Source organism: Actinomycetospora chibensis (assembly GCF_028737215.1).
GTDB classification, from domain to species: domain Bacteria; phylum Actinomycetota; class Actinomycetes; order Mycobacteriales; family Pseudonocardiaceae; genus Actinomycetospora; species Actinomycetospora chibensis.
This window is the reverse complement of sequence record NZ_JAQZAM010000003.1, coordinates 318,357-335,690: the sequence shown is the minus strand read 5'-3', so window position 1 is coordinate 335,690 and position 17,334 is coordinate 318,357. Positions and strand designations below refer to the sequence as shown.

Genomic DNA, 17,334 nt, shown 5'->3' with positions numbered 1-17,334 from the left:
TTACAGCGGGGTGCGCGACGCCAGGTGGGTCGGCGTCATCGACAGGGCGATCATGACCTCGCCGGCGTCGACGTAGGGCCGGTCGGGGATCTGCTCGAGCTTCGTGCGCGTCCGCGGGTCGACGCCGTAGTCGTCGGCGACGGCGAGCACCTGCCACCGCCGCAGCGGGAAGCGCTCGGCGTCGAGGACGGCGCGGAATCCGGGCACCCCTCCACGGGTACCGGGGCCCGCCGCGATCGACAACGTGAGCGTTCCGACAGCTCGCGTTCACGCCACGGGTAACGCCCGTGTCCCGTGCAGCAACGCCCCCGTCAGCCGGGCCCGGGGGTCGGCGGCCACGTCCAGGGGGTCGGGCTCGACGTCGGCGCGCACCAGCAGGTCACCGAGGGCGGCGATCATCGCGCCGTTGTCCGTGCACAGCCGGATCGGCGGGACCCGCAGGGTGAGGCCGGCGGCGGCGCACCGCTGTTCCATCAGCGCGCGCACGCGGGAGTTCGCCGCGACCCCGCCGACCATGAGCAGGATGTCGGCGCCCTGGTCGGCGCAGGCGGCGACGGCCTTGCGGGCGAGGGTGTCCGCCACCGCCTCCTGGAACGACGCCGCGACGTCGGGCACGGGCACGGTCCCGTCGTGCGCCTCGACCCACCGGGCGACGGCGGTCTTGAGCCCCGAGAACGAGAACGTCCACGGCGGGTCGGACGGGCCGGTGAGCGGGCGCGGGAACGCGATCGCGTGCGGGTCGCCGTCGCGGGCGGCGCGGTCGATCGCCGGACCGCCCGGGTAGGGCAGGCCGATCAGGCGCGCGACCTTGTCGAACGCCTCGCCCGCGGCGTCGTCGACGGTGTCGCCGAGGTGCACGATCTCGTCGCGCGCCAGGTCGCCGACGCTGAGCAGCGACGTGTGCCCGCCGGACACGATGAGCGCGACGCAGCGCTCGGGCAGCGGGCCGTGGTCGAGCACGTCGACCGCCGCGTGCCCCGCGAGGTGGTGCACGGCGTAGAGCGGCACCCCGGCGGCCAGCGCGTACGCCTTCCCCGCCGCCAGCCCGACCTGCAGCGCCGGGCTCAGACCGGGCCCCGCGGTGACGGCGACCGCGGTGACGTCGGCGAGGTCGACCTGGGCGCGCTGCAGGGCCGTGCGCACCATCGGCGCCATCGCCTCGAGGTGCGCCCGCGCCGCGACCTCCGGCACGACGCCGCCGAAGCGCGCGTGCTCCTCCATGCTCGACGCCAGCGCGTCGCCGAGGAGCACCCCGCCCGAGACCAGGCCCACCCCGGTCTCGTCGCAGGACGTCTCGATGCCGAGGACCAGGGGCGTGCTCACCGGAGACATTCTCCCCCCTCCCCGGCTGGTGACTCAGCCCGGGGAACTCAGGCCGGCACCAGCCGCCGGCGGGTGCGGTCGGGGTCGGCGCGGTACCAGGCGAGGGTCGCGGCGATGCCGTCGTCCCAGTCGGTCGCGCGAGTGGTGAACGAGGCGCGGAACGCGGAGTCGTCGACGAGGAACGGCTGCTCGAACTGGTAGAGCAGCTCCGCGCCCTCGCGCGCGAGCGGGGAGACGAGGCGCATCACCGCGACCATCGCCGGGGTGATCCGGCCGACCCGGGGCTCGTGGCCCGCGGCCACGAAGACGCGCTCGACGAACTGGCGGCCGGTGATCGCCGGCGGGACCGGCGTGTGCCAGACGCGTCCGGTGGCGCTCGCCGGGGCGAGAGACAGCTCGACGAGCGCGGCCCCGACGTCGGGGGTGTAGCCGGCGGTCATCGGGAGGTCGGGATCGCCCGGCCAGCGGACCGTCCGGCCCTGCGCGGCCTCGCCGAAGACCCCGCCGGCCAGGAGCGAGCGCACGCCCGGCCCCCAGAGTTCCGGCGCACGCCCGATCACGGTCTCGACCTCGCCGCGGGCGTGCGCGGCCAGCACCATCTCGGCGAGCCAGGCCCGCAGGACCCCCTTCGACGACACCGGCGCGACGGTCGTGTCCTCCCGCATCGGGGCGTCGACCCGGCCGTACATCCAGGTGTCGTCGGCGAACACCAGCCGCGCCCCCGCCGCGCCCGCGGCCGCGAGCAGCGCCCGGGTGGCCGCCGGGAACGCGGCCCGCCAGGTGGCGAACGGCGGGTTCACGCAGTGGTGGACGACGGCCGCGTCGCGGCAGACGTCCCGCATCGCGGCGGCGTCTCCGGCGTCGGCGGCGACCGCCTCGGCGCCCTCGACCGGGGTGCCGGACCGCGTCACGGCCCGGACGGGCAGCCCGCGGCGGACGAGGTCGGCGCACACCGCCCGCCCGATCCCGCCGGTGGCGCCGACGACGACGTGCGTGCTCATGAGCTCATCTCCTCCTGGTGCGGGGTGGGGGTGCCGAGCATGCGGTCGAGGCCGGCGGCCGCGACCTCCGCCGGGAGGGCCGCGACGAGCGCGTTCCGCGCGGCGACCGCGAGCGGCGAGCGCCAGAGGGCCACCACGCCCGCGCGGCGGGAGCGTCGCGCCACCGCTTCCGCGCCGGGGCGCCGGCGGGCCTCGTAGGCCGCGAGGGACGCCGGGTGGTCGGTGGCCTCCTCGGCGAGGGCCACCGCGTCGAGGAACGCCTGGGCCGCGCCCTGGCCGAGGTTCGGGGTCATGGCGTGGGCGGCGTCGCCCAGCAGGGCGATGCGCCCGTGGTGCCAGGAGCGCGGCGGGCGCAGGTCCTCGAGCGCGTGCACGAGCACCGGCCCCTCGACGGCGTCGAGCACGGACGGGATCGGGGAGTGCCAGCCTGCGAGGCGCGCGCGCAGCCAGGGCAGGTGGTCGTCGCCGGCCGGGACCTCGGCGGTGGGCACGACGGCGTAGAGGTAGGTGCGGGCGCCGGGCAGCGGGCCGAGACCGACGAGGGCACCGTCCCCCCAGCTCTCGCCGCCTTCGGCCAGGTCGTGCGCGGCGACGAGCCGGAACGCGGTCTGCCCCGTGGGTCGCGGCACGGCCTCGGGCCACACGGCGGCCCGGATCGTGCTGCGCAGGCCGTCCGCGGCGACGACGAGCTCGGCGGGGTGCTCCCGCCCGGCGTCGTCGTGGACCACCGCGGGCCGGGTGGCGTCGCCGGGGTCGACCCGGCGCACCCCCACGCCCGTCGCGACCTCGGGGGCCGCGGCGCGCAGCATCGCGTGCAGGTCGGGGCGCCGCAGCACGACGACGCCGTCGCCGTGGCGCCGGCGCAGGTCGGCCGTGTCGGTACGGGCGAGCCACCGGCCCGACATCGTGCGGATGCCGCCCCCGACCTCGACCGTGCCCGCGGCCCGGGCCTGCGCACCGATCCCCGTCGGACCGGGCCCGAGCACGTCCAGTGCCCGCAGCGCGTTCGGCCACACCGCGATCCCCGCGCCGACCTCGTCAGGCGCGAACCTGCGCTCCAGGACCGTGACGTCCCATCCGTGCCGGGTCAGCGCGATCGCGCCCGCCAGCCCGCCCAGCCCCGCGCCCACGACCACCGCTCGCGCCACGACCCTCGCTCCTCTACGTCTGTAGTAGCGGGTACTCTACGGCTGTAGAGGAAGCCGGGGAAGGGGGACGACGGGTGGAACGCCGGGACGTCCTCGCCGACGCCGCGATCGCGGTGCTCGCCCGGGCCGGCAGCCGCGGTCTGACGCACCGCGCGGTCGACGGCGCCGCCGGCCTGCCCGAGGGCACGAGCTCGTACTACTTCCGCACCCGCTCCGCGCTCCTGCAGGCCTGCGTCGACCGGATGGCGGCGCGGACGTTGTCCGAGATGGCGAGCGGGGCATCCGCGGGACCGACCACGGTCGACGGTCTCGTCGCGGCCGCCGTGGCGACGGTCGGCCGATGGCTGGCCGACGACCGGGAACGCCTGCTGGCCCGCTGGGAGCTCGCGCTCGAGTCGACGCGGCGCCCCGAGCTGGGCGCGGCCCTGCGGGCGGCAGGCGCCCGGGTGCGCGAGCGCGTGGCCGCGACGCTCGCCGCCCTGGACATCGCCGAGCCCGAGCGCCGGGCCCACGACCTCGTCGCCTGCCTCGACGGCCTCGCGTTCGACCAGCTCGCCGGCGCCGGACGGGCCCCGCGCGACACCGCGGCGCTCCGGGCCGCGATCACCGACGTCGTGCGGGGGTTCACGGGGTCGTCGTGAGGGCTCGCCGATCCCGGGCGAGGAGCACCAGGACCGCGACGGCCAGGACGATCTCGACGAGGAACGCCGACTGCTGGAGCACCGCGTCGACCAGCGGGAAGTGCTCGAGGTGCAGAGAGTGGTACACCGTGTGCGGCACGACGAACGTCAGGAGGGCCGCGATCGCCGTGATCACCACCCGGCGGTCGAGCCACCACGCCGCCAGGGCCAGGGCGACGCCGAGGGCCAGGGTGCCGGCCCCGTGGTCGCGCACGAGGTGCTCGTTGTACGGCGGGAGCAGCGCGACCCACGGAGTGCCGCCGTACGGGAACACGTCGTAGAACGACTGCGGCAGGAACAACGACCAACCGCCGATCACGAACTGGAGCGCCGCGAGGGCGCCGAGCAGGAGCCTCATCGTGCGACCCCCGCCCGGGCGGCGAGGAACTGCTCGAAGGTGACGACGCCGTCGGCGTGTTCCGGCGTGAGGTGGGCACCGTCCCGGTAGCCGCGGGCGATCGCCCCGGGCAGCCGCAGGGGGACGACGACGCGGCGCCGTCCGGAGGCGGCGAGCCAGGCACGGGCGAGGTCGGCCATCGGGCGGACCTCGGGGCCGCCCAGGTCGGTCGCGCGGCCCTGCGCGGGGCCGTCGACGAGGTCGGCGAGGCGGGCGGCGACGTCGTCGACCGCTACCGGCTGGAACGAGGTCCCGGCGAGCACGGGCAGGAGTCCGGTGCGGGCGGCCGAGGCGAACATCTGGGCCACGAGGTCGTGGAACTGCGTCGCGCGCAGGATCGTCCATGGCAGCCCCGAGTCCTCGACGACCCGCTCCACGCGGACCTTCTCCCGGTAGTAGCCGAGCGGGATGCGGTCGACGCCGACGATCGAGACGGCGACGAGGTGCGGAGTGCCGGCGCGGCGCGCGGCCGCGACGAGGTGCTCCGTCGCGGCGGCGTCGCCCCTCGGGGACGTCGCGCAGTGCACGATCGTCGACACGCCCGCGACGGCCTCGTCGAGGCCCTCGCCGGTGGCGAGGTCGCCGGCGACGCGGCCGGGTCCCGGCCGGCGGCTGAGCACCCGCGGCTGATCGAGCCGGGCGACGAGCGCGCCGCCGAGCCTCCCCGTCCCCCCGGTCACGAGCACGGTCACGATGGCCTCCCCAGGTCCGTGGGCGTCCGGTGCGGCGCCCGTCAGGGAGTTCGACCGGACAGCTCCGCGGAACGTGACAGCTGGTCGGCGAGGAAGGCGAGCTTGTCGGGGTTGCGCAGGATGCGGACGGCGCGCACCTCGTCGCCAACGGCCTCGACGGTCATCACCCCCGCCAGCTGGTCGTCGAGGAACGCCAGGACGGCCGGTGCCCCGTTGATCTCGGCGGCCGCGCCGCGCCCGTGCCACCGCGAGGGCCCGAGGATGCCGACGAGGAACCGCGCGACGGCGTCCCGGCCGTGCACGGGGCGCCGGGCCGCGCTGACCTTCCCGCCGCCGTCGGACCAGACGGTGACGTCGGCGGCGAGCAGCGACTCCAGCCCCGCGACGTCGCCGTGGCGGGCCGCCGCGACGAAGCGCGCGAGCAGGGGCCCGACGTCGGTGCGGGCCGGGGCGGCGGGAGCGGTGGCGAGATGGCGCCGGGCGCGGGTGTGCAGCTGGCGGGACCCGGCCTCGGTGACGTCGAGGACCGAAGCGACCTCGGCGTGGCTGTGCCCGAACGCCTCTCGCAGCACGTAGACCGCGCGCTCCGGGGGCGTGAGCCGCTCCAGCGTCGTCAGCAGCGCCAGGGACACCGACTCGCGCTCCTCGACCGTCGCGGCCGGCCCGGTCGCCGGGTCCGTGGTGAGGATCGGCTCGGGCAGCCACGGTCCGACGTAGGTCTCGCGGCGCACCCGGGCCGAGTCGAGGCGAGTGAGGCACAGGCGGGTGACGACGGTGGTGAGCCAGGCGGCGGGGTTATCGACCGCGTCGCCGTGGCCCGACCACCGCAACCAGGCGTCCTGCACGACGTCCTCGGCGTCGTGCGCGGACCCGAGCATGCGGTAGGCGAGCCCGAACAGCCGCGGGCGCTGCGCCGTGAACGTCTCGGTGGCGTCCCTCACGACGACCATCCTGCCCGGGAAGGCTTGCCTTCGACCGCACTCGAAGTCCTACGGTCGAGAGCGTGAGCGTGACGACCGAACGTCTGCGGGACCTCATCGAGACGACGCCGGGCGAGCTGCCGCCGCTCACCGTCGAGCTGGTGCGCGATCTCGACATCGCCGAGCACCTGGCGATCGCGGACGTCGCGGCGCTGACCGGCCTGTCGGCGCACACCCTGCGCTACTACGAGCGGATCGGGCTGGTCGACGTCGCACGGGACGCGAGTGGGCGTCGTGTCTACGACCGGGATGCGGTCGGCCGCGTCGTGTTCATCACGCGGCTGCGCGACTCGGACATGCCGATCGCGTCGATCGCGCGCTACGTCGAACTGGTCAAACAGGGCCCGGACACCGAGGCGGAACGCCTCGCGCTGCTCGAGGCGCACCGCGCCGACATGCTCGTCCGCCTCCGTGACCTGCAGGCGGCCCTGGCCGTCGTCGACTACAAGATCACCACCTACGGCGGGGCCTGCGGCGGCTAGAAACGGACACGACGCTCTCCCAAGAATTGTTCAAGAGCTGCCGTGAATCGTGGAAAGAATGGGCGTCGTGGTGGCGCGACGGGAATCGTCGGCTAATCTCCTGACATCACGGCCCGGTCACGCTCCCCCGCTCCCCGACCGGCCGTCGACGGAGGTGTCCCCGCGCCATGACTGCTGCCGTCCCGCTCCCCGCCCTCCCCCGCCCCTCGCCGATGACGTCCGTCCTCGGGATCGCGGTCGGGGCCGTCGGCGCCGCCGTGCTCGGTGCCCACGGCGGCCACGTCGCCCTGCCCGACACCGGGTCGACGACGGCGGAGCTCCGCCTGGCCGCCGGCCACACGACGACGCCCGTCGCGGCGTCGGTGCATCCCGAGGCGACGTCCGCGTCGGCGACCGTCCCGGAACTGACGAAGGCCGCGCACCGCCACCAGCACGACCAGAAGATCGAGAGCGCGATTCAGCGGTTCGAGTCGCGGATCGGCACCACGCGCTACGAGGGCTACTGCGAGCGCGCCGTCGAGAATGCCTTCGGGACGCAGGGCCACTACGGCAGCGCGATCCAGGACTGGCGCTCGCAGGACCAGCACAGCGACTGGCGGCACGCCCCGCGCGGCGCGATGGTCTTCTACGACACGTCCTCGAACGGCCACGTCGCGCTGAGCCTGGGCGACGGGCGGGTCGTGTCGTCGAGCGCGCACGGCCACGTCGGGGTCGTTCCGGTCGACCACTTCCACCGGCCCCTGGGCTGGGCGTACGCGCCCTACTGATCCTTGCCGTCGCGGCGGTCGCCTGTTCTGATCACGGATCATGGGCGTCGGAGCCGACCGTCGTCCGACGCGCACCGCGTCCGGCCTCGCGATCGCGCTGCTCTCCGCGTTCTCCTTCGGGCTCGCCGGGCCGTTCGCCGCCTCCTTGCTCGCGGTCGGCTGGTCGCCGCTCGCGGTGGCGCTGGGCCGGCTGGCCGGCACCGCGGTCCTGCTCGGGGTGCCGCTGGCGCTCGTCCTGGCCCGCGGATGGCGTCCGCGCGCCGGCCATCTGCGCGCCGTCGTCGTCTACGGGATCGTTCCCCTGGCCGGCGCGCAGGTCTGCTACTTCAACGCCGTCGACCACCTCTCGGTCGGCGTCGCGCTGCTCATCGAGTACACCGCGCCGGTGCTGTTGCTCGGCTGGATGTGGGCGCAGGGCGGCGCGCGCCCGACGCCGGCGACCCTGGTGGGCGCGGCGCTCGCCGTGGCGGGTCTCGTGCTCGTCCTCGACGTCGGCCGCGGCGCGGAGTTCGACGTCGTCGGCGTGCTGTGGGGCCTGGCCGCCGCGGTGTGCCTCGCGGCCTACTTCCGCCTGTCCGCCGACGCCGCCGACGAGAACGGGCCGCCCGCGCTCGTGCTCACCGCGGGGGGCGCGATCGTCGGCAGCGCCGTCGTCGTGCTCGTCGGGGCCGTCGGTCTGCTGCCGCTCACGGCGACGACGACCCCGATCGCCCTGGCCGGGTGGACCGCGCCGTGGTGGGTGGGCGTCGTGCTCGTGGCCGCCCTGTCGACGACGCTCGCCTACCTCACGGGGATCGCCGCCGTCGGGCGTCTGGGGTCGCGCCTGGCGTCCTTCGTCGGGCTCAGCGAGGTGCTCTTCGCCGTGCTGGGCGCGTGGTGGCTGGTGTCCCAGCGCCCCACGCTCACCCAGGTCGCGGGCGGCGTCCTCGTCGTCGCCGCCATCGCCCTCATCCGCTGGGCCGAGCCGCCTGCCGTACGTGAGTGATCTTCGGGCGTATACGCCCGAAGATCGCTCACATGGGGTCAGGCGCCCTCCGCGTCGCCCTCGGCCTCGAGGAAGGCCTCGCGGAGCTGCTCGACCATGGCGGGATCGGGCTCGGTCCAGAGCCCGCGGTCGACGGCCTCCAGCAGGCGCTCGGCCATCCCGTGCAGCGCCCAGGGGTTGGCGTCGCGCAGGAACGCGCGGTTCTCCGGGTCGAGCACGTAGTTCTCGGTCAGCGAGCCGTACATCCAGTCGCTCACCGTCCCCGCCGTCGCGTCCCAGCCGAAGAGGTAGTCGACGGTCGCGGCCATCTCGAACGCGCCCTTGTAGCCGTGGCGTCGCATCGCGGCCATCCACCGCGGGTTGACGACGCGGCTCCGGAAGACCCGCGCCGTCTCCTCGATCAGCGACCGGGTCTTCACGTTCTCCGGCCGCGTCGAGTCCCCGACGTACGCGGCGGGCGCGGCCCCGGTCAGCGCGCGGACCGTGGCGATCATGCCGCCGTGGTACTGGTAGTAGTCGTCGGAGTCGGCGATGTCGTGCTCGCGGGTGTCGATGTTCTTGGCCGCCACCGCGATCCGCCGGTACGCCGCGCGCATCTCGTCGACCGCCGACTCGCCCTGGCGCCCACGGCCGTACGCGTGCCCGCCCCAGGTCGTGTAGATCTCGGCGAGGTCCGCGTCGCCGCGCCACTCGCGGGAGTCCATCGCCTGCAGCAGACCCGCGCCGTAGGCGCCGGGGGGCGAGCCGAAGATGCGCGTCGTCGCGGCCTGCCAGTCCGACCCGCCCGCGACGTCGGCCCGCGCGTGCGCCGCGACGAAGTTGTCCTCGTCGGCCTCGTCGGAAAGACCCGCCACGAGCTGCACCGCGTCGTCCATCGTCGCCACCACGTGCGGGAACGCGTCGCGGAAGAACCCGGAGATGCGCAGCACCACGTCGACGCGGGGCCGGCCGAGCTCCTCGGCCGGCGTCACCTCGAGGCCCGTGACCCGGCGCGACGCCTCGTCCCACACCGGCCGGACGCCCATGAGCGCGAGCGCCTCGGCGATGTCGTCGCCGCTGGTGCGCATCGCCGCGGTGCCCCACAGCGACAGGCCGACGCTCGTGGGCCACTCGCCCTCGTGGTCCTCGCGGTAGCGCTCCAGCAGGGAGTCGGCGAGCATCTGCCCGGTCTCCCAGGCCAGCCGCGACGGGATCGCGCGCGGGTCGATCGAGTAGAAGTTCCGCCCGGTCGGCAGGACGTTGACCAGCCCGCGCAGCGGCGACCCGCTCGGCCCGGCCTTCACGTGCCCGCCGTCGAGGGCGTGCAGGACGCCGGTGATCTCCTCGGTGGTCCGGTCCAGGCGCGGGACGACCTCGGTGGCGGCGAAGGTCAGGATGTCGGTGACGACGGGGTTCTCGGCCCCCAGCACCTCGAGCGTGACGTCGGCGGCGTCGGGGATCGCCCAGGCCCGCTTCTCCATGCCGAGCACCAGCGAGTGCGCGGTCTCCTCGAAGCGGTCGGTGTCGGTGCGCGACGTGGTCCCGTCCTCGGCCATGCCCAGGGCCTCGCGCAGCCCGGGCAGGGAGTTCGTGCCCGACCACAGCTGCCGGGCGCGCAGGATCGCGAGCACCATGTCCACGCGCTCCTGCCCGCCCGGTGCCTGGCCGAGCACGTGCAGGCCGTCGCGGATCTGCGCGTCCTTGATCTCGCAGAGCCAGCCGTCGAGGTGCATGACGAAGTCGTCGAAGCGCTCGTCCTCGGGCTGGTCGGAGACGCCGAGGTCGCTGTCGAGCTTCGCCGCCTGGATGAGCTGCCAAATCTGGCCGCGGATCGCGGTGATCTTGCCGGGGTCCATCGCCTGGATCGACGCGTACTCGTCGAGCAGCTGCTCGAGGCGGGCGAGGTCGCCGTACGACTCGGCGCGCGCCATCGGCGGGACGAGGTGGTCGACGAGCGTCGCGTGCGCGCGGCGCTTGGCCTGCGTGCCCTCGCCCGGGTCGTTGACCAGGAACGGGTAGACGAGCGGCAGGTTCCCGAGGATGGGGTCGGGCGCGCAGGACGCCGAGAGCGCCGCGGTCTTGCCGGGCAGCCACTCGAGGTTGCCGTGCTTGCCGACGTGCACCACGGCATCGGCGCCGAACCCGTGATGATCTTCTTTGGCTTGCAGCCAGCGGTAGGCCGCGAGGTAGTGGTGCGAGGGCGGCAGGTCCGGGTCGTGGTAGATCGCGATCGGGTTCTCCCCGAACCCGCGCGGCGGCTGCATCATCACGACGACGTTGTCGCGCTGGAGGGCGGCGACGGTGATGGCGTCGTCGTGCACGAACATGCTTCCCGGCGCGGCGCCCCAGTGCTCCTCGACGCCGGCGCGGAAGTCCTCCGGCAGCGTCGCGAACCACGCCGTGTACTCGTCGACGGGCACGCGCGCGGGGTTCGCGGCGAGCTGCTCCTCGGTGAGCCAGTCCTGGTCGTAGCCGCCGGCGTCGATGAGGGCGCGGATCAGGAGGTCGCCGTCCTGGACGTCGAGGCCCGGGACGTCGCCGATCGTGTAGCCGGACTCCCGCATCGCGGCGAGCAGCCGCACCACCGAGGCCGGGGTGTCGAGGCCGACCGCGTTCCCGATGCGTGCGTGCTTCGTCGGGTAGGCGCTGAGCACCAGCGCGATGCGCTTCTCGGCGTTCGGGACGTGCCGCAGGCGGGCGTGGCCCACCGCCAACCCCGCGACGCGCGCCGCCCGCTCGGGGTCGGCGACGTAGACGGGCAGGCCGTCGGCGTCGGTCTCCTTGAAGGAGAACGGGACGGTGATGACGCGCCCGTCGAACTCCGGCACGGCGACCTGGTTCGCGGCGTCGAGCGGGCTCACGCCGTCGTCGTCGCCGAGCCAGTCCTCGCGGGAGCGCGTCAGGCACAGGGCCTGCAGGATCGGGACGTCGAGCGCCGCGAGCGCGCCGGTGTCCCAGCTCTCGTCGTCCTCGCCCGCACCGGCCGTTGCGGGCTTCGACCCGCCCGCGGCGAGCACGGTGGTGACCAGGACGTCGGCCTGCCGCAGCACCGCGACGAGCTCGTCCTCCGGCGCGCGCAGCGACGAGCAGAAGACCGGCTCGGGCACCCCACCGGCGTCGACCACCGCGCGGCACAGGGCGTCGACGAACGCGGTGTTCCCGGCCATGTGGTGCGCGCGGTAGTAGACGATCGCGACGCGGGGGCCGGCGGGTGTCGCGCGAAGGGCACCATCAGCCGGCTCCGGCGCGCGACGGTGCCCTTCGCTCGGCTCCCAGCCCTCGAGCCGGCCCCAGTTCGGCATCTCGGCCGGCGGGTCGAAGCCGTGGCCGGTGAGCAGGACGGTGTCGGAGAGGAAGTGGTGCAGCTGGGTGAGGTTCTCCGAGCCCCCCTGGGCGAGGTAGAGGTGCGCCTGGGTGGCGACGCCGACGGGGACGGTCGACGACTCCATGAGCTGCGCGTCCGGGCTCTGCTCGCCGCCGAGGACGACGACCGGCCGCGGCTGCGACGGCGCGAGCAGGGCGTCGAGGCCCGCCTCCCACGCCTGGCGCCCGCCGAGCAGGCGCACGACGACGAGGTCGACACCCTCGAGCAGGGCGTCGAGGTCCTCCACCGCGACCCGGGCGGGGTTCGCCCAGCGCCAGGTCCCCTCCTGCCCCGGGGTGCTGGCCCGCGCCGAGCGCAGGTCGGTGTCGGACGTCGACAGCAGCAGCAGCACCGGCGCTCCCGGGGGTCGGTGGCGGGCGCCCGGGAGTCCGGACACCTCATCATCTGATCAGACATCGTGACACGGGCACCGGGGTGCAGGTCCGTGTCGCCGGGCACTCTCATCTGAGCATCTGACTAGATACTGTGTCGACGATGCCCGACTCCCGACGACGTGACGGCGCCGAGACTACGGACCCGCGCACGACCCCGCGGACCGTGCCGGACGCCTGTCCGGGCGCCTGGCGACGCCACGACGCCGCCGACGGCGCCCTGGCGCGCTTCCGCCCCGTCGGCGGAGCCGTCACCGGTGCGGAGCTCCGGGTGCTCGCCGACGCCGCCGCGACCGGCGGCTCGCCGCTGGAGCTGACCTCGCGGGGATCGCTGCAGGTCCGGGGCCTGACCGCCGAGGGCGCCGACCGGCTCGCGGCGACGCTGCGCGCGCTCGGCGGGGACGGCGCGCTGCTCGACGCGCAGGGTCGCGACGTGCCCTGCAGCGTCGTGGCCTCGCCCTCGGGGGTGCTCGACGACGCGGCCCGCGCCGTCGCCGGCGCCCTGCGCGGACGTACCGACGTGCCCGGCCGGCTGCTCGTCGCCCTCGACGACGGCGCCCGCGACGTGGCCGCCCTCGACGGGGACGTCACGGTCGCCGACGGGACGCTCCTGCTCGCCGGCACCCCGACCGACCTCACCGGCGACCCCGCCGCCCTCGCCCTCGCCGCGGTCGAGGCGTTCCTCGAGGTCCGGGGCAGCGCCTGGCGCGTCGCCGAGGTGGGGGCCGAGCGGGTCGCGGGTGCGCTGCGCGCATGTGAGCACTTCGGAATGCCGGAGCACTCCGAAGTGCTCACATGGCCGGAGGCCACATCGCTCGACGTCACCCCTCGCCTCGGGGAGATCGACGCACCGACCGCCGCGGTGCTGGTCGACCTCGCCGACGAGGGCGCGACACTGCGCGTCACGCCCTGGCGCACCGTGGTGCTCCGCGACCTCGCCGACCCCGACGACGCCCTGCACCGGCTCGCCGGCCTCGTCGAGACCGGGCCGTCGCCGTGGTCGAGCCTGTCGGCCTGCGTCGGCGCGCCGCGCTGCGCCCGCTCGCACACCGACGTCCGCGGGGACCTCGCCCGCGCCGTGGCCGCCGGCCGCGCCGGCGGCCTCCTGCACGCGCACTGGGTCGGGTGCGCGCGGGCGTGCGGCACGCCGGCCGGTCCGGTCGCCGTGGTCGAGGGCACGCCCGGCGGCACCTACCGCACGATCGTCCGAGCAGGGAGGGTGACCCCGTGAGCGCCGGCCACACCACATCGGCACCGACCGAGAGGTCCGCAGTCCCCTCCTACATCGCCGACGGACCCGAGATCTATCGCCGGTCGTTCGCGATCATCCGCGCGGAGGCGGATCTCGCGCACCTCCCCGAGGACGCCCACGACGTCGTCATCCGCATGATCCACTCGTGCGGGATGGTCGACCTCGCCGCCGACACCGAGGTCTCCGCCGGCGCGATCGCCGCCGGTCAGGCCGCCCTCAAGGCCGGCGCGCCGGTGCTCTGCGACGCGATGATGGTGGCCAGCGGCATCACCCGGCGCTTCCTGCCCGCCGGCAACGAGGTCGTCTGCACGCTCCACGCCCCCGAGGTCCCGGCCCGCGCCGCGGCGATGGGCACCACCCGCAGCGCGGCCGCCCTCGAGATGTGGCGCCCCCTGCTCGACGGTGCCGTCGTCGCGATCGGCAACGCGCCGACCGCGCTGTTCCGGCTGCTCGAGATGATCGAAGAGGGCGCCCCGCGCCCCGCGGTCGTCCTCGGCCTGCCCGTCGGGTTCGTCGGGGCGATGGAGTCGAAGGCGGCGCTGGTGGGGCACCCGGCATCGTTGGAGCACGTCGTCGTCCACGGCCGCCGCGGCGGTTCGGCGATGACCGTGGGCGCCGTCAACGCGCTCGCGCTGGGATGCACCCCGTGACCGGACGGCTCTACGGCGTCGGCGTGGGCCCCGGCGACCCGTCGCTGATGACGGTGCGCGCGGTGGACCTCGTGCGCGGCGCCGACGTCGTCGCCTACCACTGCGCGCGGCACGGGCGCTCGCATGCGCGCTCGATCGTCGCGCAGTACCTCGGCACGCAGACCGAGGAGCAGCTGACCTACCCGGTCACCACGGAGCAGACCGACGACTACCAGGGCCGCCTCGACGCCTTCTACGCCGAGGCCGCCGCCCGGCTGGCCGCCCACCTCGACGCCGGCCGCGACGTCGTGGTGATCGCCGAGGGCGACCCGTTCTTCTACGGCTCGTACATGCACCTCCACAAGCGCCTCGCCGACCGCTTCCCCACCGAGGTCGTGCCCGGCGTGACCTCGGTGTCCGCGGCCGCCGCGTCACTGGGACGCCCGCTCGTCGAGCGCAACGAGGTCCTCACCGTCGTGCCCGGCACGCTGCCGCCCGACGAGCTCGCGGCCCGCCTCGCCGACACCGACGCCGCCGCGGTGATGAAGCTCGGCCGCACGTTCACCGGGGTCCGCGCGGCCCTCGCGACCTCGGGACGCCTCGACGAGGCGTTCTACGTCGAGCGCGCCTCCACCGAGACCGAGCGCACCGCGGCCCTCGCCGACGTCGACCCGGGAACGGTGCCCTACTTCTCCGTCGGCATCGTGCCCTCGCGGGTGCACGCCGACAGCACGCCGGCCGCGCGGGCGGAGACCGCCGAGGTGATCGCCGGCCGGACGCCCGGCGAGGTCGTCGTCGTGGGGCTGGGGCCGGGGGCACGCGATCGTCTGACCCCCGAGGCGGCGGCCGCCCTGGCGTGGGCGGACGACGTCGTCGGCTACGCGACCTACACCGCGCGCGTCCCCCCGAACCCCCGCCAGCGCGTGCACGCCTCGGACAACAAGGTCGAGTCCGAGCGCGCCGCGTTCGCCCTCGACCTGGCCCGCTCCGGACACCGCGTGGCCGTCGTGTCGTCCGGCGACCCCGGGGTGTTCGCCATGGCGTCGGCGGTGGTCGAGGTCGCCGCCGACGACTACCCCGACGTCCCGGTGCGCGTCGTGCCCGGCGTGTCCGCGGCCCAGGCGGTGGCTGCCCGGGTCGGTGCCCCGCTGGGCCACGACTACGCGATGATCTCGCTGTCCGACCGGCTCAAGCCCTGGGAGGTCGTCGAACGCCGGCTGGCCGCCGTCGCGGACGCCGACATGGCGATGGCCCTCTACAACCCGGGCTCGCGGTCACGGACCTGGCAGGTCGAGGCGGCCCGCGACCTCCTGCTGAAGTACCGCGACCCGTCCACGCCGGTGATCGTCGGCCGTGACGTCGACGGGCCGGAGGAGTCGGTGCGCGTCGTGCGCCTCGCCGACCTGGTGCCGAGCGAGGTCGACATGCGGACCCTGCTCATCGTCGGGTCGTCGAGCACGCGGTGGCCCGCCGTGGGCACCGTCTACACGCCGCGACGGCACGGGTAGTCCTCAGTCGCCCTCGAGCGGGACCCACATCCAGTCCTGGTCGGTCCGGTCGCGCCCGACCAGACGCCCGCACGTCGGGCAGAACAGCTCGTCGGCACCCATGGCCTCGTCGGCGACGGCCCACCCGGTCACCACCCAGGAGTGCTGGAGGCCGCCCAGGCACAGCCACCGCTCGTCGCCGTTGCTCACGGTCCCGATCGTGTCAGGCGACCTGGGTCAGCGTCGCGGATTCGAAGGGGCGGGTCTCCCACCGGTCGAGCGGGAGCTCGCCGACGGTGGCGAACAGCTCGCCCATGCCGGCCTGCATCGCCTCGGGCGACGCCCAGATCGAGACGGCGACGATGCGCGAGCCGTCGGGCTCCTCGAAGGCCCCGATCTCCTCGAGGCCCTCGATGCCGCGGGACGTCGAGCGGATGACGTCCATCGCGGCGAGCATGTCGTCGCGGTGCTCGGGCTTCGGAAAGTGGACGACCTGGAACAGGACACGGCTCACGGCGAGCTCCTCTCGGGCTGTGCGGCGGCGGCCAGGGCGGCGAGGATCGCGGCCCAGCCTGCGGGGTAACCGCCGCCTGCGGTGGTGGCGGCGGCGAACTGCTCGGCGGAGAGCTGCTCCCAGCCGCGGTGCTCGACGTCGACCTTGGTCAACGCGGGTCCCAGGGCGCGGAAGGTCAGCTCGACCTCGGTGGTGACCGGGGTGGCCTCCCAGGTCATGACGAAGCGCTCGGGCGGCTGCCAGGCCAGCAGATGACCCCACGTGACCTCGGTGCCGTCGGCCCAGGTCTCGTGGACCCGGCCGCCCTCGCGGCGGTCGAACGCGACCGCGCGGACACGCTCGCCGCCCAGCGAGTAGGGCTGCAGCGGCCACCAGTCGCCGATGGTGTCGACGAAGACGCCGAACGTGTGCTCGCGGCTCGAGCGCACGAGCGTCGACTGCCGGATCGGCGGCCGGCGCAGGGGGGTGACGGTGCTGTCGCTGCGTTCCGGCGAGCTCATCCGGTGTCCTCCTCGTGGTGGTCGTCGGCGACGCCCCGGTCGGCCTCGACGGTCCGGCGCGCGCGGTCGAGCGCCGAGGCCCACAGGTCGTCGAGCATCTCCCGCAGCTCGGCGAGACCCTCCGGACGCGCACCGTAGAGCCGGCGCGTGCCCTCGCGGCGCTCGGTGAGCAGTCCGGCCTCCTTGAGCACGGTGAGGTGCTGGCTCACGGCCGGGCGGGTCACGTCGAACGCGGCCGCGATCTCCCCCGCGGCCAGCTCGTCGTGGGCCACGAGCTGCAGGATCGCCCGTCGACGCGGCTCGGCGAGCGCCCGCAGCGCGCGGTCGCGAGGATCCTCGCCAGGGCTCACGCCCACAGCCCGACGGGGTTGCCGTCGGGGTCGGACACGACGGCGATGCGCCCGTAGCCACCGGGGAGATCCATCGGCGGGGCGAGGGTGTCGGCGCCGAGCTCGGAGGCGCGGGCGAGGCCGGCCTCGAGGTCGTCGACCCGGACGTAGAGCTTGACCCCCGTGTCGCCCGGCGCCTGGGACGGCCCGATGCCCCCGCCGATGGCCTCCGGCCCGGCGCCGGTGTCGACCATCGCGTAGCCGTCCATCTCGGGGTCGGGCTCGGCCGACCACCCGAACAGCTCGGTGTAGAACCCGCGGACCTTCTCGGGTGCGGTGCTGGTGATCTCGAAGAACGCGACCGGCCGACCCATGGTGACCTCCTGCTCGTGCTGCGTTGGACGTCGCTAACGTTAGTCTTTGCTTTCGTTAG

The 17,334-nt window shown here is 75.1% G+C and carries 20 protein-coding genes; 7 read left to right on the top strand and 13 right to left on the bottom strand.

Going from position 1 to position 17,334, the window contains the following annotated elements:
* The 4 genes from PH189_RS06305 to PH189_RS06290 are packed head-to-tail and all read right to left on the bottom strand — an operon-like array spanning position 1 to position 3,472.
* A complete protein-coding gene (locus PH189_RS06305) occupies positions 1-207 on the bottom strand; it encodes a hypothetical protein (RefSeq protein WP_274187904.1) in 207 nt (68 codons plus the stop codon).
* Between the two features lie 60 nt (positions 208-267).
* Entirely contained in the window at positions 268-1,323 is a 1,056-nt protein-coding gene (gene tsaD / locus PH189_RS06300) for a tRNA (adenosine(37)-N6)-threonylcarbamoyltransferase complex transferase subunit TsaD (protein ID WP_274187903.1), read from the bottom strand.
* 47 nt (positions 1,324-1,370) lie between these two features.
* The gene (locus PH189_RS06295) at positions 1,371-2,324 is read right to left on the bottom strand and encodes an NAD-dependent epimerase/dehydratase family protein (RefSeq protein WP_274187902.1); all 954 of its coding nucleotides are present in this window, start codon (positions 2,322-2,324) and stop codon (positions 1,371-1,373) included.
* A complete protein-coding gene (locus tag PH189_RS06290) occupies positions 2,321-3,472 on the bottom strand; it encodes an FAD-dependent monooxygenase (protein ID WP_274187901.1) in 1,152 nt (383 codons plus the stop codon). The genes PH189_RS06295 and PH189_RS06290 overlap by 4 nt, the downstream gene beginning before the upstream one ends.
* Positions 3,473-3,546: 74 nt before the next feature.
* Here PH189_RS06290 and PH189_RS06285 point away from each other — a divergent pair, with 74 nt between their 5' ends.
* A complete protein-coding gene (locus tag PH189_RS06285; protein WP_274187900.1) occupies positions 3,547-4,113 on the top strand; it encodes a TetR/AcrR family transcriptional regulator in 567 nt (188 codons plus the stop codon).
* On the opposite strand, the gene PH189_RS06280 is transcribed toward PH189_RS06285, so the two are convergent.
* From PH189_RS06280 to PH189_RS06270, 3 genes are read right to left on the bottom strand one after another with little or no spacing between them, the layout of a single operon-like run.
* Positions 4,097-4,510 carry a hypothetical protein gene (locus PH189_RS06280; RefSeq protein ID WP_274187899.1) on the bottom strand — a complete coding sequence of 138 codons (414 nt, stop codon included), beginning with the start codon at positions 4,508-4,510 and terminating at the stop codon, positions 4,097-4,099. The two genes, PH189_RS06285 and PH189_RS06280, sit on opposite strands and share 17 nt — an antisense overlap.
* Complete coding sequence (locus PH189_RS06275; protein WP_274187898.1) at positions 4,507-5,241, bottom strand: SDR family oxidoreductase; 735 nt, start codon at positions 5,239-5,241, stop codon at positions 4,507-4,509. Before PH189_RS06275 ends, PH189_RS06280 begins: the two co-directional genes overlap by 4 nt.
* A 41-nt stretch (positions 5,242-5,282) precedes the next feature.
* Positions 5,283-6,191, bottom strand: coding sequence for an RNA polymerase sigma-70 factor (locus PH189_RS06270; protein ID WP_274187897.1), 909 nt, complete (start codon positions 6,189-6,191; stop codon positions 5,283-5,285).
* Between the two features lie 53 nt (positions 6,192-6,244).
* Between PH189_RS06270 and PH189_RS06265 the strand changes: the two genes are divergently transcribed.
* From PH189_RS06265 to PH189_RS06255, 3 genes are all read left to right on the top strand, one after another.
* Positions 6,245-6,703, top strand: a complete 459-nt coding sequence (locus PH189_RS06265; RefSeq protein ID WP_274187896.1) for a MerR family transcriptional regulator — start codon at positions 6,245-6,247, stop codon at positions 6,701-6,703.
* Positions 6,704-6,870: 167 nt separating this feature from the next.
* Entirely contained in the window at positions 6,871-7,470 is a 600-nt protein-coding gene (locus PH189_RS06260) for a C40 family peptidase (RefSeq protein WP_274187895.1), read from the top strand.
* A gap of 40 nt (positions 7,471-7,510) precedes the next feature.
* On the top strand, positions 7,511-8,455 hold the full coding sequence (locus PH189_RS06255) for an EamA family transporter (protein ID WP_274187894.1): 945 nt from the start codon (positions 7,511-7,513) through the stop codon (positions 8,453-8,455).
* Between the two features lie 38 nt (positions 8,456-8,493).
* Here the strand turns inward: PH189_RS06255 and cobN are convergent, their stop codons facing one another.
* Positions 8,494-12,150: a cobaltochelatase subunit CobN gene (cobN, locus tag PH189_RS06250; RefSeq protein WP_274187893.1), complete on the bottom strand. Its 3,657-nt coding sequence runs from the start codon at positions 12,148-12,150 to the stop codon at positions 8,494-8,496.
* Positions 12,151-12,293: 143 nt separating this feature from the next.
* Between cobN and PH189_RS06245 the strand changes: the two genes are divergently transcribed.
* From PH189_RS06245 to PH189_RS06235, 3 genes are read left to right on the top strand one after another with little or no spacing between them, the layout of a single operon-like run.
* The gene (locus tag PH189_RS06245; RefSeq protein ID WP_274187892.1) at positions 12,294-13,421 is read left to right on the top strand and encodes a hypothetical protein; all 1,128 of its coding nucleotides are present in this window, start codon (positions 12,294-12,296) and stop codon (positions 13,419-13,421) included.
* Positions 13,418-14,092, top strand: coding sequence for a precorrin-8X methylmutase (locus tag PH189_RS06240; protein WP_274187891.1), 675 nt, complete (start codon positions 13,418-13,420; stop codon positions 14,090-14,092). Before PH189_RS06245 ends, PH189_RS06240 begins: the two co-directional genes overlap by 4 nt.
* The gene (locus PH189_RS06235; protein WP_274187890.1) at positions 14,080-15,579 is read left to right on the top strand and encodes a precorrin-2 C(20)-methyltransferase; all 1,500 of its coding nucleotides are present in this window, start codon (positions 14,080-14,082) and stop codon (positions 15,577-15,579) included. Before PH189_RS06240 ends, PH189_RS06235 begins: the two co-directional genes overlap by 13 nt.
* Positions 15,580-15,582: 3 nt before the next feature.
* Here the strand turns inward: PH189_RS06235 and PH189_RS06230 are convergent, their stop codons facing one another.
* The 5 genes from PH189_RS06230 to PH189_RS06210 are packed head-to-tail and all read right to left on the bottom strand — an operon-like array spanning position 15,583 to position 17,275.
* Positions 15,583-15,768 carry a hypothetical protein gene (locus PH189_RS06230; protein ID WP_274187889.1) on the bottom strand — a complete coding sequence of 62 codons (186 nt, stop codon included), beginning with the start codon at positions 15,766-15,768 and terminating at the stop codon, positions 15,583-15,585.
* Between the two features lie 13 nt (positions 15,769-15,781).
* The gene (locus tag PH189_RS06225; RefSeq protein WP_274187888.1) at positions 15,782-16,072 is read right to left on the bottom strand and encodes an antibiotic biosynthesis monooxygenase family protein; all 291 of its coding nucleotides are present in this window, start codon (positions 16,070-16,072) and stop codon (positions 15,782-15,784) included.
* Positions 16,069-16,572, bottom strand: a complete 504-nt coding sequence (locus tag PH189_RS06220) for an SRPBCC domain-containing protein (RefSeq protein ID WP_274187887.1) — start codon at positions 16,570-16,572, stop codon at positions 16,069-16,071. Before PH189_RS06220 ends, PH189_RS06225 begins: the two co-directional genes overlap by 4 nt.
* The gene (locus PH189_RS06215; protein ID WP_274187886.1) at positions 16,569-16,922 is read right to left on the bottom strand and encodes an ArsR/SmtB family transcription factor; all 354 of its coding nucleotides are present in this window, start codon (positions 16,920-16,922) and stop codon (positions 16,569-16,571) included. The genes PH189_RS06220 and PH189_RS06215 overlap by 4 nt, the downstream gene beginning before the upstream one ends.
* The gene (locus PH189_RS06210) at positions 16,919-17,275 is read right to left on the bottom strand and encodes a VOC family protein (protein ID WP_274187885.1); all 357 of its coding nucleotides are present in this window, start codon (positions 17,273-17,275) and stop codon (positions 16,919-16,921) included. The genes PH189_RS06215 and PH189_RS06210 overlap by 4 nt, the downstream gene beginning before the upstream one ends.
* Positions 17,276-17,334 lie beyond the last annotated feature (59 nt).

Bases quoted from the DNA above. Each gene is read 5' to 3' on its own strand.
- PH189_RS06260 (WP_274187895.1), top strand. From the start codon at position 6,871: ATGACTGCTGCCGTCCCGCTCCCCGCCCTCCCCCGCCCCTCGCCGATG.
- PH189_RS06270 (WP_274187897.1), bottom strand. From the start codon at position 6,191: ATGGTCGTCGTGAGGGACGCCACCGAGACGTTCACGGCGCAGCGCCCG.
- PH189_RS06245 (WP_274187892.1), top strand. From the start codon at position 12,294: ATGCCCGACTCCCGACGACGTGACGGCGCCGAGACTACGGACCCGCGC.
- PH189_RS06295 (WP_274187902.1), bottom strand. From the start codon at position 2,324: ATGAGCACGCACGTCGTCGTCGGCGCCACCGGCGGGATCGGGCGGGCG.
- PH189_RS06255 (WP_274187894.1), top strand. From the start codon at position 7,511: ATGGGCGTCGGAGCCGACCGTCGTCCGACGCGCACCGCGTCCGGCCTC.
- PH189_RS06220 (WP_274187887.1), bottom strand. From the start codon at position 16,572: ATGAGCTCGCCGGAACGCAGCGACAGCACCGTCACCCCCCTGCGCCGG.
- PH189_RS06235 (WP_274187890.1), top strand. From the start codon at position 14,080: ATGCACCCCGTGACCGGACGGCTCTACGGCGTCGGCGTGGGCCCCGGC.
- PH189_RS06280 (WP_274187899.1), bottom strand. From the start codon at position 4,510: ATGAGGCTCCTGCTCGGCGCCCTCGCGGCGCTCCAGTTCGTGATCGGC.
- PH189_RS06210 (WP_274187885.1), bottom strand. From the start codon at position 17,275: ATGGGTCGGCCGGTCGCGTTCTTCGAGATCACCAGCACCGCACCCGAG.